This is a genomic window from Oribacterium sinus, from assembly GCF_014202695.1.
Lineage (GTDB): Bacteria > Bacillota > Clostridia > Lachnospirales > Lachnospiraceae > Oribacterium > Oribacterium sinus.
In genome coordinates, this window is the sequence record NZ_JACHHH010000003.1 from 216,622 (window position 1) to 232,893 (window position 16,272).

The window sequence follows — 16,272 nt, forward strand, 5'->3', positions numbered from 1 at the left end:
CTCTCCTTTTCCGCCTTTTTTAAGGCAAATGCTCAAACTCAACTTATTTTTGTGAATCCTTGAAGCCCTCCAAAGCTCCACATTCATCACATATTCCTCGGAACACCAAATCATGACCTGTAATGGCTCCCGGAATATACATTTCCGCCTCCGAATCCAGTGCTTCCGCAACCTTCATAGGAATGTCATAAACCTTCCCGCATCTCTCACATACAAAGTGATAATGGGGTTTTACGGTAGGATCGAAACGATCCGCTCCTGATACGAAGCTAAGTTTCCGAATTTCTCCTAAATCCGAAAGTAACTTTAAGTTCCGATATACCGTTGCCAAACTGATGCTGGGATCCTTTTGGCGTAGTTCTGCAAATATTACATCTGCAGTAGGATGGTCTTCATGCTCCCTAATCTGATCCAGTACCTCTGCACGCTGTCGTGAATAATTCATCGGCCGTCCTTTCTTTTATTGCTTTGTCTTTCAAAAGTTCCTGAGGCTTTCAAAAAACAAAATTGATAATTACTATCAACATGGCATACTATAATCGCTTTTTTTTGTCCTTGTCAACGGATTTTGAAAATTTTTTTGTTTTTTAAAAAATACTGAAAGTTAGTTCCATCTAACTATTTTTCCTCTTTCTTCTCTTGCTTTACGAGGAAATGGCATTAGCTTTCACCAAGCCTTCGTTCCTCCGTTTTCATGATATATCGGTTCCGATGGGGATATTTCGATAGACCGGTTTCGATGGGGATATTTCGATAGATCGGTTCCGATGGGGATGTTTCGATAGATCGCTTTCAATATAAGATAGAACAAAAAAAGAAGTCACCATAGTTAAACTATGATAACTTCTTTCCATAGACATAATAATCCATTCTATTTTTAAGTGGGACTCCATCGGAAGAAAAGAATCAGCTGATGAACCTTGCCTCTTCTTTTTTCTTTCAGCTCCGATGGTCTTAAAAATACTATAAAGCTTATCTAAGGAGAGAAAGAACTCCCTGTGGCTGCTGGTTAGCCTGAGAAAGCATAGACTGTGCAGCCTGGTTAAGAATGTTATTCTTAGTGAAAGCTGCCATTTCCTTAGCCATATCCGTATCACGGATTCTGGACTCAGCTGCAGTCATGTTCTCGTTTGTGGTCTTAAGGTTGTTGATGGTGTGCTCAAGACGGTTCTGAGATGCTCCAAGCTTTGCTCTGTGAGTAGATACAGTGTTGATAGCCTCGTTGATCTTTGTAATAGCAGAGTTAGCTGCAGATACAGAAGATACATCAATTCCGCTAACACCTAAGCTGGTTGCATCCATCTTTGCAGCAGCGATGCTCAAAGTTTCTACAGAAGTTGGTCCAATCTGAACAGTGATAGCGGAAGTAGAACCGATTGGCTTAACACCGTTGTAGTCAGTTGTAGAAGAAATTCTGTCGATTTCTGCCTTTAAAGCAGTAACCTCTTCTCCGATAGCTGCACGAGCGGTACTGTTGTAAGTTCCGTTAGCAGACTGAGTAGCCAGAGTTACCATACGCTGTAACATGGAGTGAGTCTCTGTTAAAGCACCTTCAGCAGTCTGGATTAAGCCGATTGCATCACTTGCGTTTGCAGAAGCCTGATCAAGACCGTTGATCTTGGAACGCATCTGCTCGGAAATAGCAAGACCTGCTGCATCATCTGCAGAACGGTTGATTCTATAACCGGAAGACAGCTTCTCTAAGTTCTTCTGGCTGTTAGTTGCGTTAGAAGAAAGGTTTCTGTAAGCGTTGTTTGCTGCAATATTGTGTTGAATAACCATAGTAATATCCTCCTGATTTCGGCATGCCAGAACCTCCCTGTCCTATGCAAATCTCCTTTTCCGGCGCCAGAAAAGAAGAATTTTCTTTGCCTTTTCTTGTCTTTCGACGAATTTTTGCCTTTTGGCTGTTAGGGTCCGAAGACCAATGTCCTCTTCTTTATAGAAGAGATATTTTGTAACAAGTTTTTTTGTTTTATTCTTGTTACAGTATATATATCGGAGACAAATATTAAAAAATAAGTATTATGTGAAAAAAAAATTTTATGCTAAAATATCGATGGTATTTCTTACTTTATTCCTATTTCGGAAAAAGAAAGCGCTATATTTCCTACAACTTACAAGAATGGAGAAAGGATAAATTTCATGGGACAGATTCAGGTAGAAAGAACGGACATTGAGGGATTATGCATTATTACGCCCACTATCCATCAGGACAGCAGAGGCTATTTTATGGAAAGCTACAATGAAAGAGATTTCCAGGAGCAGGGGCTTAATCTCCGCTTTGTACAAGACAATCAAAGTATGTCTGTAAAGGGTGTTTTACGCGGTCTACATTTTCAAAAGCAATATCCACAGGGAAAGCTTGTTCGCGTATTAAAAGGAAGAGTTTATGACGTAGCTGTAGATTTAAGAAAGAACAGTAAGACCTACGGAAAGCATTTCGGCATTACCCTCAGTGAAGAAAACAAAAAAATGTTCTATATTCCGGAGGGATTTGCCCATGGCTTCCTGGTTCTTTCCGATACCGCTGAATTTGCCTACAAGGTAACAGACTTCTATCATCCCGGAGATGAAGGTGGTCTGGCATGGAATGATCCAAGCATCGGCATCCGGTGGCCGGAGTTAAAGGGTACTTATGCCGGAAATGCGAAAAAAGACGGTTACACTATGGAAGACGGCAGTCCCCTTCTTCTCTCCGAAAAGGATGAGCTCTGGCTTCCTCTGGCAGAAACCTTTTCCTTTTAACCCATGAGCATTCCTACTCTTTTTACCTATACCGTTCCGGGAGATTTTGCAAACAAGACAATCGAAGCTTTTCTTTTAGAACAGGGCTATACCAAAAGCCTTCTTTCCGCCTTAAAGAGAGTTCATTTTTTTGAGGAGAAAAAGGAACATTACGGGATTGAAAAGAATGGTCAATGGGCCTTTACCGTGGATCTTTTGGCGGAGGGGGATTGCCTTTCTGTCTACCTTCCCATGGAGGAAGAGAACAGTGCACCTCCCTACGATTTTCCTTTGGACATTGTTTATGAAGACCGGGATATCCTCCTGCTAAATAAGCCTGCAGGACTTCCCTGTCATCCCTCTCCGGGACATTTTGAACAGACTTTAGCCGGAGCCATAGTTTTTTATCAGATGCAGAATTCTTCTGCATCTTCTTTTGTTTGCCACTTTATCCACAGGTTGGATTTGGATACCAGCGGTTTAATCCTTCTGGCAAAAAATCGTCTGGCGGCATCGGTTCTAAACAAAGACATGAAAGAAGGACGTATTCAAAGAAGCTATCTGGCTTTTTGTCAGGGAAATCCTGAATTTTCCCTAGGCGAGATTCAGGGATTCACACGGCTTGAGGAAAAGGAAAAAAAAGAATTAAACTATGCCTTTGCCATATCTGCGCCTATCGCCAGAGTAGAAGAAGAAAAAATGCTGAGAACTGTGAATTTTCAAAAAGGGCAGGAAGCCCTCAGTTATTTTAATGTCTTAAACTATTTTCCCGGGAAAAACTATTCTCTTCTGCAACTTCAGCTGGCCACCGGCAGGACCCATCAGATTCGCGTCCACCTCTCTTACCTCTCCTGCCCCCTACTGGGGGATAGTCTATACGGCAATGGGGAAGAAAGTGTTTTTTCACAAAATATAGGCTTGTCCCGGCAGGCTCTCCACTCCTACTCCATTTCCTTTACCCATCCGATTGGAAAAGAAAAAATGTTCTTTCAGCGAGAGCTGCCTCCGGATTTATCTATGCTCCAAAAATAAACTTTAGGGCAAAAGAAAAAAAGGATGCCAAAAGAAAAAGTGCTCAGACCCGGTCTGAGCACTTTTTCTTTTATCTTATGTAACGTCTCTTTTAATTCATAACGAGTATCGTGCGCAAAGCGTGCGATATCTCGTTTAGTTAAGCTTTTTTATTTTCCTTTGGCAATACAATATTTAAGAATACTGCAATGATAGTTGCCAATACTACAGGAGACTTTCCGAAAATCATGGTGAAGGATGTTGGGAACTGTCCTAAAGATGCGGGAGCCTGTGCAATTCCCACACCAACTGCTGCTGCAAGACCTACCACTGTAGTAGAGCGTGCAGTCAACGGTTCCTGGGTAATCAGCTTAATTCCGGTCATTGCGATGGTAGAGAATACGGTAATGGTAGCTCCTCCCAATACACACTGAGGAATAGTGGTAAGTAATGCGGAGAACTTCGGGCAAAGACCGCAAGCTAAGATAAACAAGCCGGTTGTTGCGAATACTCTTCTTGCTACTACTTTGTTAGAAATTACGATACCTACGTTCTGAGAGTAAGTCGCAGTTGGAAGTCCGCCAAAGAATGCAGTCAAGAAGTTGGTTGCACCGTAAGCAATGATTCCGCCACGAAGCTCATCATCACTGGGCTCTCTGTTAAATCCGCCCATGGTTGTTGCGGTAAAGTCACCGATAGCCTGAATGGAGTTAATCGCAAAAAGTAAACCGATGGAAATACAAGCAGGTACACTAAACTGAACGCCAAAGGGCAGGAAGTGGGGAAGAGAGAACCAGGAAGCGGTTCCGATTTCCTTGAAGGAAATCATTCCAAAGCCAAGAGCCACCAAATATCCTACTACCATTCCCAAAAGGATGGAAGCCAGCTTAAATACGCCCTTACCGAAGGTGCTGAAGCACATTACAGCAATCAATGTGATAAAAGCCACAAGCCAGTTCTGCCAAGAACCGTAAATCAAAGCTGTGGTAAGTCCCTTCTTGGCAATTAACTCAGCGTTGTTTGCCACTCCACCTGCCATATAATTTACCGCTGTGGGATAAAGAGAAAGACCGATGGTAAATACAACGGTTCCGGTAATAAGTGGAGGGAAGAATTTACGAATTCTTTTTACAAAGATTCCTACAATAATTGCAACAATTCCACCAACCATCATAGCACCCACAATGGTTCCTACTCCGCCGCCTTCTCCGGCAATCGCCTGCATACTGGGAAGGTATGCAAAGCTGATTCCTAAAATCATAGGAAGGCCTGCTCCAAATACGCCTTTCTTTAAGGGAAAAAGCTGGAAGAAGGTACAAATTGCAGACATGGTTAAGGATGCCTGAATCAAGATGATTCTTTGTCCGATTTCCAATCCGGCTACGTTGGAAATAATAATAGCCGGCGTTACACAACCGATAATCATGGCTACCAGATGCTGTAACGCCAAAGAAATGGTAGGTGCCACATCCGGCTTTCCATCCCATTTAAACAACTCGTCCATTTTGTTTTGCTCTACGCCCATTTTCGCTCCTCCTGACCAAAAATATTTTTTGGGAACAAATTAATTTTTTGACTTCACTTATACTAGCTAAATTTTTAACAGAATACAACTTGGCATTTCTTACAGAAATCATTTTCCCCTTTTGTGAAAGATTCTTAATGAAATGCAAAGTAGCCTTCCTCTGTTAATAGCGCATCCATGTGGATATCCGTTTTTTCCATGGGAATCTTATCGTAAAGTAACCAGGAAAAGCATAAACATAACTTTTTTCCCCTGCTCTTTTCCAAGAATCGATCGTAGTAGCCTGCTCCATGCCCCAGTCTTCCCCCCCTTTGATCCGCCATTACACAGGGAATCAAAGACAAGTCAAAGCACCAGTCCGTAGAAGAAGGGAGTTCTTTTCTTGGTTCTAAAATTCCATAGGTCTGGGGAATCAGTTCCTCCATACTATGAATCTCTACCGCCTCCATCAGATGCTCTTTTCCCGGAATACATCGGGGAACGCACACTCTTTTCCCCATCTGTAAAGCCGTTTCCAAAATAATTCTGGTGTCCACCTCCCCTTCCATACTCACATAGGAGAAGATCCTTTCCGCTTCCAGAAAAAAAGGAGATTGCAAAAGGCGAAGATGAATTTCCCTATTGGCCTTTTCCAGTTGTTCTGCGGAAATTCCTCTCTTTCTTTCCTTTGCAAGCTCTCTAAGTGCATCCTTTTTCTTTTTCTGATCCAAAAATGAAAAAAATGCCATACTTCCTCCTAAAGACAGTTCAACCCTTACAAGGAGAAAGTATAGCATGAATCTTTTTAATTATAAACAAAAATAAAATTTATATAAGCAAATTATAAATTGACTTCCCTATTTTATTTCACAATAAAGCAGGAGAGCTATCTCTTTATTCTGTCACCGGAACCTTTGTCCAATCCAGCTTTTTCAAGTTTTCCATAAGCTCTTCTATGGTTCTTCCCCTTACTTCCACACGCTTCACAGCTGTTTTTTCCACATCATGAATCGTCTCTGTTTCTGTTTCGCCCTCCTTCGACTTTTCTGTTCCCGATAATTTATCCTTGGACTCCGCCTTCTCTGTCTTTTGGGCCTTATCCGCTTTTTTACCGCCTTTTAGCGCTTCCTTTTCTGCCGTTCTCTTCGCTTCCTGCTTTTCTTCCAGCTTCTTCGCTTCCCGCTTTTTATCCTGCTCTTCCGCAATCTTTCTGGCAGAGCTTGTACTCTTCTCCAAGCTGGCAATCAGCATGGTGGTGCCGTCCTCTTGGGTTTTTGCCGCAATACTCTTAATGTCCTCCACATTGGTCTTATTGGCCCCGTTATCATTCCCTATCCCTGTCTGTGCCATAAGCATAGACTTTACGGTCTGATCCAATGTATTTAATTGCTCTCTTTCAAATTTCTTATCCGTTGCCATTTTTTCAATTTCTTCATTGCTTAAAACAACGGTAAATTCCTTATTGCTCTTTCCTGCTAAGGCATCATTCTCTTTTCCCTTTTCCGCAATACGAAAATCCACAAAATTTCGAGAACGGCGCAAATTCTTTAAGTAGGTTTTCGCCTTATCGGAAAGTCCCTCCTCGGCACTCAGTGCTTTCGTCTTTTCCGCCTTAGTCGCCTGTGTCCCCTTGGCTGCCACTTCCTTCGCTCTATCGGATAGCTCCAAGCTGTCTCTTTGTACTACAGCTTCTTTCCCTCCTGTAGCCTTTGCAAGCTCCGCTTCCTTGCCGGAGGCTTGTTTATCCACTTTTTGGCTTTCCTTGGTTTTTCCGCTCTCAACCTTGGATAAAATCTTGTTTTGGTAGGAATCCTTTCCTACGGCACGCACATTTTCCAGCATATTGCCTCCTTTACTACAGCCCATTTCCGGAAAAAACAAAGTATTTCCCAAAATAAGCAAGTGAAAAACACCCTGTACAGGGAGAAACATTTCTATAAGGAAAATTTCGTCATTTTCTCCAAAAAAATAAGGGGCTGTAAAAATCAAAATAATAAAGAAATTTTCGGCAATATAGGTCTGACTGAGGGGTAGTCTGAGCCCGTCAGTACTTACTGAAAGCAAGTGAAACGAAGCTTGAAGTTAGTACTGCTACGTGGCGAAGCTAGCGAAAGCGTGCCCCAATTTCAGACCTATATTGCTTAGAAAATTATTTTGATTTTTTACAGCCCTCTCACATATTATTTAAGTAACTCCGCTTTAGCAAATCCCTCGGAAGGAAAAGCTGAAATGAATCCTATCCTTAACTTTCACCAAAAACTCCTCATGGGTATAGGAGCCCCAGCTGTCATCTCCTCCTACCCCCATCTGGGCCTTGGAAAGACGCAGGATACTATGGTGAATCGGAGGAAGTTCATAACCGTGGCAGGCATTTTCAATTTCATGGGGAGTCCAGGGCAGGGCTGAAACATTCATTTGCCCCTCTTCATTTTCCGCTAAGAAAACTAAGCCCCTGCCCTTCTCATCAGTGAGAGTCGCCAGTCGTACCTCCGCCTTGTTTCCGGACTCCTGGGGGAAAACATAGGGGACAAAATTATCCCTTACCTTCCTATGATAAATGCCCAATTTTCCGCCATGCTTTCTGTCGGCATAACAGTCCTCTTCGCCCAAGCCGTACCAGGAAAAGTTTTCCAAATCCGCATTTAGAGTAAAGAGAGCCCCAAATTCCGGAAGCTCGGACAGCTGTTTCAGAAGGACAGATTCTCCCTCCTTGGGCAGACTATAGTCCAGACTTACGCTGATTTTTCCATCCGGGAAAACGCTGTACTGCATCTGACAGCTGCTTCTTGGATTGGTAGGCAAATGATAGCTGTAACGAATAAGGAAGCAACCTTTCTCCATTTTCATCAGCACCTCTTGCGGTTTTTCCAACATTAGGCTTGCCTCAGGGCTTCTTGTACTTAAATACTGACTTGCTGTTTTCCACTGGGCATAGCGAAAAGCCATCAGATTTCCCGTGTCATTGTCGGTGGGAGCACGCCAGAAGTTAGGTCTTGGCATGGCCTCCAAATACTCTTTTCCTCCATATCGGTAGGATACCAGCCCTCCCTGAATCAAAGAAAAGATTGCCTCAAAAGAACTGCCTCGTACACCAATATTATGGGGCGAGGAAAGAATCTGAAAGTCTTCCGGAAGCACTTCCGAAGCACTTCCCCACTCTTCCAAAAGCTTCTCCCAGCTTCTCACCCAATGTTCCTCCTGTTGTTCTTCCCCCAACAGATACAGCCTCAAAGTCTCTTTTTTCTCTACCGTATAGGTTTTTTCCGAAAAGGCCATCTCCAAGCCTTTTTCTCCGTACAAACTATCCTTCTTTAAATGAAAACTAATCCGAAGAGTATACTCTCCCTCCAATTCTTCTTTTAAAAACGGATTAGGGATTCTCCCCTCAGATTGGGGCGGAACATTTGTTTCCAACAAACACTCCTTCCAAAGCTTTCCGTAACGATAAAGGGAAAGTTTACAATCCAGTTCTGAAGTGGATTGGAAAAGAGAATGATTCTTTATCAAAATTTCCTCCTCTTCCAAGGTACAAAAGATATTTTGATAGAGATATTTCACTTCCTGCATCTGGGGCTTTGGATTTCTATCCCCCCCAAAAACAATGCCGTTGGCACTGAATTGAAAATCCGAAGGCCTGTCGGAAAAATCTCCCCCATAGGCTAAATATTTTTCACCGTAACGGTTTTTCTTCCAAAGGCTTTGGTCCACATAGTCCCAGATAAAGCCTCCCTGAAACAAAGGCTCCTCTTCCGCATACTCCGTGTACTTATACAAAGCCCCTAAGGAATTCCCCATGGAATGGGCATATTCACAAAGCAGGAAGGGCTTTTCCCTGTGCTTGGAAAGATAGTCTTTGATTTCCGTAACCGGTGGGTACATTCGACTTTCCATATCACTGCTGTCCGGATAGGAGCGGTCATTAAAGAGTCCCTCATAATGCACCAGTCTGGAGGAATCCAAGCTGCGAAGACGTTTTGCCATCTCATGAATGACAGATCCACCGAAGCTTTCATTTCCGCAGGAGAAAATCAGGATGGAGGGATGGTTTTTGTCCCTCTGCCACATATTTTCAATTCTTTGTAAAAGCATGGCCTCCCATTCTTTTTTATCCTTGGGAAGCACATAGTCTATATCTTTTGTAAAGGCATAGGTGTCCCAGCTGCCGTGGGTTTCCATATTACACTCATCCATTACATAAAGGCCGTACTCATCCGCCAGACGGTAGATGGCGGAATTGTTGGGATAATGAGAGGTACGAAGGGCATTGATATTGTTTCGCTTCATGGTTTGGATATCCTTCTCCATCTCCGAAACACTTACTGCTCTTCCCGTTAAGCTGCTGAAATCGTGTCGGTTTACGCCCTTAAAAACAATGCGCTTTCCGTTGATTTTCATCAGTCCGTCTTCCAGGGCAAAATGACGGAACCCCGCTTTTTCCACGATATATTCCAGTACTTCTCCCTCTTCCGTACAAAGCTCCAAAACCAAGGTATAGAGATTGGGCTGTTCCGCAGACCAAAGCTTGGGAGCTTCCAGTGAAATAGAAAATTCCACGGTACTGTAAGGAAATTCCTGATGGATTTTTGTAAACTCTTCCCCGGCTTTTTGAGAAAGCTTCGTTTTGCAATCCAAAGCATTTTTTTCTTCGGAAACGCTCATTCCCCCCGATACAGGGATTTCTCCTTTAGAAACAATCTTTTGCTCTACAGCAAAGCCTCTTCCCTTGGGAAGGCAGACTCCCCCATCAAAAAGGCTATAGCGAAGAATTCCCTTTCCTTCTTCCTTCCCTGTTTCCTTTTCTGTTTCCTTTTCTGTTTCCTTTTCTGTTTCTTTTTCTGTTTCTTTCTCCCGGCCTTCGATTTTTCCCGAAAAATAAAGCTTTCCTTCTTTAAAATCCCTGCTCATCTCTGTCCGAAGATGCAGGTCCTTTAAATGCAACTTAGGCAGGGTATAAAGATATACCTCCCGGAAAATTCCGGAAAAACGGAAGAAATCCTGATCCTCACACCAGGAGGCTGCAGACCACTTGTAAACCTGAACAGCCAGCTTATTTTCTCCCTCCTTTAAAAAGCCCTCAAGAGAAAATTCAGCAGGAGTAAAGGAATCACTGTGATAGCCGATATAAGCTCCGTTACAGTACAGGGCAAAGGCATTTTCCACCCCTTGAAAAGAGATACGCACCGGCTGATCTCCCCACTCCTTCGGCAGAATAAAGTATTTTACATAGGAAGCCACCGGATTAAAATGCCGGGGAATTTCTCCCGGACGGATGCTTTCATGCCCCTCCCAGGGGTACTGCACATTGGCATACTGAGGTGCATCATATCCCTCCAACTGAATATGGGCAGGCACCACAATATCCTCCCAGTCCTTACAGGAATACTCCGAACTTTCAAAATTCGGAATACTGTCTTCTATTCTCCTTGCATAATGAAACTTCCATAATCCATTCAGACTTTTTCGCAGGGAGCTTTTCCCCAGCTTTTCTTCCGTAGCATTACGGTAGGCAATATGATCCGAATGGGGCAAAAGGACATTTTCCTGATAATATTCCGGATTTTTAATTTCTTCATAACGAAACATAGCTTTATTCCTCTCCATACGAAGTATTAACTGAACTCCATATGCTATTCTACGGCAAAACAAAGCTTCCCGTCTATAGTTTCCCTTTTCTCCGGGATCGATTTTCAAACAAGAGGATTCTATAAATCGGATTGTTGAAAATTAGTTTTATTAATACGATAAATTTTATTTACAAAGAGAAATGTTCTTTTTTATCGTCTCTTTTTTCGCAAAAATAAAAATAATATTTATTTAATTTTCCTTTACAAAAGAAATTTTTTGTGCTATCCTATAGGCACAAGAAAGAAAATAACAGCAAAAAATCTTTAGCTCGAAGAGAAAGAGTTAGAGATTTGCAAAGTGCAAACGGAAGGTTTGCGAACTATAATCAAGAAAGAGAGGTACAATCCAATGGACGAAGAACAGTACTTCTACTGGAGACTTAACTGAGTAGAGAAAACTTAACTCTTGTATAGCGGGAATTATGCTATCGGTTTGCAGAAGACTTTCTTCTTATTTTCTGAAAAGAACAGGTTTCCAATAGAATCGGTTTCCCATCATAAGCGCTTTAAATATATAAAATCATGGTGAAATTCCATTTTGAAATTATAGAGAAGCGATTCGGAAAAAGGTGGTACAAACCAATGGCTAGATAAGACAATTGAATATTAAGCATTTCCCGAAAAGGAAGCATAGAGTTTCCTAAGGAATGCTATCGGATGTACAGCATCCATGATGAAAACAGTGACGATGAGCTCTCTTCTCTGAGATAAGAGGAAAGGGAATTCCGATACGAATGTTTCAGAGAAGGAGCATTAGTATAGAGGAGGAATGAATCGTAAGAAAAGCAAGCGGGTTACTTTTTAAAATATGGATAAGCGATAAGTGAGACGCTTAGCATACAAAAGAATATAGTATAAGAAACAAGACGAGTAGGATAAACCTACAGAACTTGTAAAAAAGTCCCTTCATAAAGGGATTCCAGTGATGGACGACAAAGCAGTCTATAATGATAAAAGAAAGGACCTTCGAATGTATACTCGAAGGTCCTTTCTCTTAGCTCTTTTTCCCAATCATTTCCTGACAGATCTTTAAAAGCACCGGAATCATCTTTTTGAAGGAATTAAGATTCAGATATTCATAAATACCGTGATAGTTCTCTCCTCCTGTAGACAGGTTGGGACAGGGTAAGCCCATAAAAGAAAGCTTGGCACCGTCTGTACCTCCACGGATGGGGAAGACCTTCGGGGTAACTCCCTCTTTTTCAAAGGCAGTTTTTGCCACATCAATCAAATACATATGGGGGCGAACCTTTTCCACCATATTATAGTAACTGTCTTTCACTTCTACGGAAAAATGTGCACCCTTTTCTCCGTATTTCTGATTCAGCTTCTCTCCCACCTCTTGAAAAATTCTCTTCTTTTCTTGGAATTTCTCCCAGTCATGGTCACGAATAATGTAGTCCAAAGTAGCCAGACTTTCCTCTCCCACAAAGGAACACAGGTGGAAGAAACCTTCATACCCTTCTGTGTTGGCAGGTGTACAATTTGGCAGTAAAGCATTAAATTCCATCGCCAAAAGATTGGCATTCATCATCTTATCCTTTGCAGAACCGGGATGAACATTCACCCCATGAATCTTCACCTTTCCGCCGGCAGCGTTAAAATTCTCATATTCCACCTCGCCAAGGGTGCCGCCGTCTACGGTATAAGCCACCTCTGCTCCGAAAAGAGGAACATCAAAGAGGTCTGCACCTGCTCCAACCTCTTCATCCGGTGTGAAACCTATGCAAATATCTCCATGACGAAACTCCGGATGGGTCTGAATATATTCCACCATAGCCATGATTTCCGCAACGCCTGCCTTATCATCCGCTCCCAACAAGGTTTTTCCGTTGGTCACCATTAAATCCTGTCCTACTGCTTCTAAAAGCTTTGGAAATACCTTCGGAGAAAGAACTTCCGATTCGTTTAAAGCAATATCTTTTCCGTCATAATCCTTTACAATTTTGGGCTCCACATTCTTTCCTCTTGCGGAGGGAGAAGTATCCATGTGGGCAATAAAACCTAAAGCAGGAGTCTTTTCCTGCTCTTCCCTCGATAAATTGGAAGGAATTTTCCCGTAAACATAGGCATGGTCGGTACACTGTACATCCTTTACGCCCAGCTCCTTTAAATCCGCTTCCAGGACTCTTGCCAGATCAAACTGCTTCTCGCTGGAAGGAATCTTTTCCTGATCCGGTACGGATTCCGTATCAATCTTTAAGTAGCGAATCAAACGTTCTACTGCATCCATAATTTTCTCCTTTACTTGTACTCATTGCTTCTGTCACTATTTGTTCCCTTAATCGGCAGACTTTACGGTACTGTCTCTTTCACTTCTATGGTCATCCCGAAGATAACTGTCCTCCGAAACCGGTCGCATTTCCTCCAAACGATAGGGAGTCTCCTGGTACACAAAATTTAACCAGTTACTATAGGTACAGTTGGAGCTGGAGCGCCAGGATAAAATCGGGGTATTCTCCGGATTGTCATCAGGATAATAATTCACTGGAACCTCCGGATTGATTCCTTTTGCCAAATCTCTTTTATACTCCTTATCCAAGTCATACCGGTCATACTCGGAATGACCGGTAACAAAAATTTGGCGGGAAGAGCAGGCCAAAATCAAGTAGCTTCCTGCCTCTTCACTATCCGCCACCACATAAAGCTCTTTATTTTTCTTAACCGCCTCTTCATCCAGTCCGGTATAACGGGATTGGGGAACACAAAACTCATCATCCATTCCCCTCATCAGCATTTTCTTCCTATGAAGAACCCTATGGGAATAGATTCCGCTTAATTTCTTCTCCAAAGGCACTTTCTGAATTCCATAATGATAGTACAGCCCCGCCTGGGCCCCCCAACAAATATGGAAAGTGGAAAACACATGGGTTTTGGACCATTCCATAACTTCCGTAAGTTCTTTCCAGTATCCAACCTCTTCAAAAGGCATCTTCTCCACCGGGGCTCCGGTGATGATTAAGCCGTCAAAATACTCTTCCTTCACGGAAGAAAAATTAACATAAAAGGTATTTAAATGAACGGAGCTGGTATGGGTAGAAACATGGGATTCCATCTTCATCAACGTGATTTCCGTCTGAATCGGGAAGTTGGAAAGCACCCTAAGTAAATCCAGCTCCGTGTCTTCCTTTAAGGGCATCAGGTTGAGAATGGCAATATGCAGAGGTCGAATATTCTGAGATACCGCCCTCTGTTCATCCATGACGAAAATATTTTCCTTCTCCAATATGTCCTTTGCAGGCAAATGGTTCTGTACTTTAATAGGCATAGCTTCTCCCCTTTACATCTATCCGAAACGCTTATACAAGGTGGCATGATCCTTAATACACTGCCAGGTGCTGGAGCTGTAGCCGGTTACCACCAAAAGATTCTTTCCATTTGCTCCTTTTCCGCTACTGACAGCGCAAAACATAGATTGACGAACAAAACCTGTTTTCGCCATAGTCACACTGGCGCCTCCGGTATCCTGCCCTTTTATTCTTTGTACAAACAGGTTCGTCAGCTTAATACCGTCCCCATGCTTATTGGTGGCAGGAATCTGATAGTTCTCCGTGGAAAGAACCTCTCTGGCTAAGGAATTTCGCATAGCCGCCGCCATAATTTCTCCAATATCCTTTACATTCATATGATGGGTACTGTGATATAGCCCTGTGGCATTTTGGAATTTACAGTCTGAGGATAGTCCTAAATCCTGGGCTTTTTTATTCATTAAAGCTACAAATCCGGCTTCAGAACCGGCAATTTCCTTCGCCAGAGCCAATACGGCATCCGCTCCTGAGGGTAGAATTACCCCATAGAGTAAATCCTTTACCCGAACCTGCTCCCCTGCCACAAAACCGCAGTTGCTGGCTCCTCTTGCCTTCACATAGTCCACGATATCCTGGGTAATGGTAATCTTCTTCTCTAAATCCAGAAGATTCTCTACCGCCACAAGTAAAGTCATCACTTTCGTCATAGAGGCCGGATTCATGCTTACGGAGCTGTTCTTTTCTCCTAAGATTGTACCTTGATCCAAGTCAAAAACCACTGCATAATTGGCATTCACCTCTGAGCCGATAGACTTGGTTTGCCCATTCCCCGAGAGCTTTGCCAAATTCCACTTTCTTTCCTGAGTAACAGCCGTATTTTGGCCGCCACTCTTCGTTGTATTTTGAGAGGAGGCACTGGTCGGATTGGCTGCCGGACTGCTTCCGCCGGAATTTGCAGATCCACTGTTTCCTGCCCCGGTATTCCCCTGATTATTATAAAGAAGGTCTTCAATATACTGGTAGGTGGAATCCTTTCCTCTTCCTACACCATTTCCATTAACGGAAACCGGACCGTAGTCTGAAATTCCGTAAACTCTTTCTTCTGCATAAATCAATGTACTCTGTAATATGGATAGTAATAAAACCATAGAGCACAAGCTTTTTTTGATTCCCATTCTTTTTCTCATCTTTCCCTGATTGCTTCTTCCTATAATGTTTTAACTTTTTAAAAGAAAGGACTATCTCTTCCTATTAAAAATTTCACTCTTTCCTTCGCATCTCAATTTCTCTTAGCTGTTTTTCTCTTTATTCTCTCAGAATAAAGGAAAACATTTTCATCATAAAGGGCAAAGCAGAAAAGCACAAGGGATAAAGCTTACAAAATCATGTCAACTATTCACCGGCCTTTGTTACACACAGATATCCGCCTTGATTTTTTCAAATATTTTATCTCCGATTCTCTTCACATTCTTAATTTCTTCAATACTGGAAAATCCGCCGTATTCCTCCCTGTAACGGATGATATTTTTTGCCGTGGCGGGACCAATTCCTTTTAAGCTTTCCAGCTCCTGCTCTGTAGCGGTATTGATATTGATTTTCTTTTCCTCCCGATTTTGCTGAATTTTCTCTGGACTGTCTTCTATGCCGGCTTCTTTCTTTTCGCCATCCACTCCGATTTCTGCTTTACTTTCTGCTTTACTTTCTTCTTCACTTTCTTCTTTGCTTTCTTCCTTTCTTTCTTCTTTACTAATCTCCGGGTTCTCTTCTTTTTTCTCCTTTTTATTCTCTTCTTGCTTTTCTTTCTTTTCTTCTGCCGTTTTTCCCTGATTTACCGGCAGCATTTCCTTGCTCTTTACCTCTAAGCTTTCATAAGCACCTCGGGCTAAAAACGCTTCTTTCTCTTCCCCCGCCGCACCCTTATAAATAATTTTTCTTTCCCGTTCCTGATTCATGAAAAATAAAAAACCCAGAAGCATAAACATCAGGAGCAATAAAATAATTTTCCCCTGTTTCAAGGAAGATAGACTAAATTTAGGCATAAGAAGTTCCTTTCTAAAAAATGAATAGATTGCAGAATACTTGAAAAAAAATCAATGACAGAATATTTGAAAATAAAAGTACAGAACGTAGCATGCTTGGAATTAAAATGAATAGACTG

At 42.3% G+C, this 16,272-nt stretch carries 12 protein-coding genes; 2 read left to right on the forward strand and 10 right to left on the reverse strand.

The annotated features are described in order from the left end of the window. Positions 1–43 precede the first annotated feature (43 nt). Both HNQ46_RS04320 and HNQ46_RS04325 read right to left on the reverse strand, forming a co-directional pair. Entirely contained in the window at positions 44–445 is a 402-nt protein-coding gene (locus tag HNQ46_RS04320) for a Fur family transcriptional regulator (RefSeq protein ID WP_183683333.1), read from the reverse strand. Between the two features lie 527 nt (positions 446–972). Next, positions 973–1,782: a flagellin N-terminal helical domain-containing protein gene (locus tag HNQ46_RS04325; RefSeq protein ID WP_183683335.1), complete on the reverse strand. Its 810-nt coding sequence runs from the start codon at positions 1,780–1,782 to the stop codon at positions 973–975. Positions 1,783–2,145: 363 nt separating this feature from the next. Here HNQ46_RS04325 and rfbC point away from each other — a divergent pair, with 363 nt between their 5' ends. Both rfbC and HNQ46_RS04335 read left to right on the forward strand, forming a co-directional pair. Next, positions 2,146–2,748: a dTDP-4-dehydrorhamnose 3,5-epimerase gene (rfbC, locus tag HNQ46_RS04330; RefSeq protein ID WP_040649518.1), complete on the forward strand. Its 603-nt coding sequence runs from the start codon at positions 2,146–2,148 to the stop codon at positions 2,746–2,748. A 3-nt stretch (positions 2,749–2,751) separates the two neighbouring features. Then, positions 2,752–3,759: an RluA family pseudouridine synthase gene (locus HNQ46_RS04335; RefSeq protein ID WP_183683337.1), complete on the forward strand. Its 1,008-nt coding sequence runs from the start codon at positions 2,752–2,754 to the stop codon at positions 3,757–3,759. A 139-nt stretch (positions 3,760–3,898) separates the two neighbouring features. Here HNQ46_RS04335 and HNQ46_RS04340 read toward each other — a convergent pair whose 3' ends face one another. From HNQ46_RS04340 to HNQ46_RS04375, 8 genes are all read right to left on the reverse strand, one after another. Further along, positions 3,899–5,263, reverse strand: a complete 1,365-nt coding sequence (locus tag HNQ46_RS04340; RefSeq protein WP_183683339.1) for a uracil-xanthine permease family protein — start codon at positions 5,261–5,263, stop codon at positions 3,899–3,901. 134 nt (positions 5,264–5,397) lie between these two features. Continuing rightward, entirely contained in the window at positions 5,398–5,991 is a 594-nt protein-coding gene (locus HNQ46_RS04345; RefSeq protein WP_243155845.1) for a 5-formyltetrahydrofolate cyclo-ligase, read from the reverse strand. Positions 5,992–6,136: 145 nt separating this feature from the next. Beyond that, positions 6,137–7,084, reverse strand: coding sequence for a DUF6033 family protein (locus HNQ46_RS04350; RefSeq protein WP_183683343.1), 948 nt, complete (start codon positions 7,082–7,084; stop codon positions 6,137–6,139). A gap of 357 nt (positions 7,085–7,441) precedes the next feature. After that, entirely contained in the window at positions 7,442–10,825 is a 3,384-nt protein-coding gene (locus HNQ46_RS04355) for a glycoside hydrolase family 2 TIM barrel-domain containing protein (protein WP_243155846.1), read from the reverse strand. A gap of 1,035 nt (positions 10,826–11,860) precedes the next feature. Continuing rightward, positions 11,861–13,099, reverse strand: coding sequence for a peptidase T (gene pepT, locus HNQ46_RS04360; protein WP_183683347.1), 1,239 nt, complete (start codon positions 13,097–13,099; stop codon positions 11,861–11,863). 48 nt (positions 13,100–13,147) lie between these two features. Further along, complete coding sequence (locus HNQ46_RS04365; RefSeq protein ID WP_183683348.1) at positions 13,148–14,134, reverse strand: homoserine O-succinyltransferase; 987 nt, start codon at positions 14,132–14,134, stop codon at positions 13,148–13,150. Between the two features lie 18 nt (positions 14,135–14,152). After that, complete coding sequence (locus HNQ46_RS04370) at positions 14,153–15,289, reverse strand: D-alanyl-D-alanine carboxypeptidase family protein (RefSeq protein WP_243155847.1); 1,137 nt, start codon at positions 15,287–15,289, stop codon at positions 14,153–14,155. A 234-nt stretch (positions 15,290–15,523) separates the two neighbouring features. Next, positions 15,524–16,153: a ComEA family DNA-binding protein gene (locus tag HNQ46_RS04375; RefSeq protein ID WP_243155848.1), complete on the reverse strand. Its 630-nt coding sequence runs from the start codon at positions 16,151–16,153 to the stop codon at positions 15,524–15,526. Positions 16,154–16,272 lie beyond the last annotated feature (119 nt).

Excerpts from the sequence above, each read along its gene's own strand:
- HNQ46_RS04320 (WP_183683333.1), bottom strand. The coding sequence starts at position 445 with ATGAATTATTCACGACAGCGTGCAGAGGTACTGGATCAGATTAGGGAG.
- HNQ46_RS04325 (WP_183683335.1), bottom strand. The coding sequence starts at position 1,782 with ATGGTTATTCAACACAATATTGCAGCAAACAACGCTTACAGAAACCTT.
- rfbC (WP_040649518.1), top strand. The coding sequence starts at position 2,146 with ATGGGACAGATTCAGGTAGAAAGAACGGACATTGAGGGATTATGCATT.
- HNQ46_RS04335 (WP_183683337.1), top strand. The coding sequence starts at position 2,752 with ATGAGCATTCCTACTCTTTTTACCTATACCGTTCCGGGAGATTTTGCA.
- HNQ46_RS04340 (WP_183683339.1), bottom strand. The coding sequence starts at position 5,263 with ATGGGCGTAGAGCAAAACAAAATGGACGAGTTGTTTAAATGGGATGGA.
- HNQ46_RS04345 (WP_243155845.1), bottom strand. The coding sequence starts at position 5,991 with ATGGCATTTTTTTCATTTTTGGATCAGAAAAAGAAAAAGGATGCACTT.
- HNQ46_RS04350 (WP_183683343.1), bottom strand. The coding sequence starts at position 7,084 with ATGCTGGAAAATGTGCGTGCCGTAGGAAAGGATTCCTACCAAAACAAG.
- HNQ46_RS04355 (WP_243155846.1), bottom strand. The coding sequence starts at position 10,825 with ATGTTTCGTTATGAAGAAATTAAAAATCCGGAATATTATCAGGAAAAT.
- pepT (WP_183683347.1), bottom strand. The coding sequence starts at position 13,099 with ATGGATGCAGTAGAACGTTTGATTCGCTACTTAAAGATTGATACGGAA.
- HNQ46_RS04365 (WP_183683348.1), bottom strand. The coding sequence starts at position 14,134 with ATGCCTATTAAAGTACAGAACCATTTGCCTGCAAAGGACATATTGGAG.
- HNQ46_RS04370 (WP_243155847.1), bottom strand. The coding sequence starts at position 15,289 with ATGGGAATCAAAAAAAGCTTGTGCTCTATGGTTTTATTACTATCCATA.
- HNQ46_RS04375 (WP_243155848.1), bottom strand. The coding sequence starts at position 16,153 with ATGCCTAAATTTAGTCTATCTTCCTTGAAACAGGGGAAAATTATTTTA.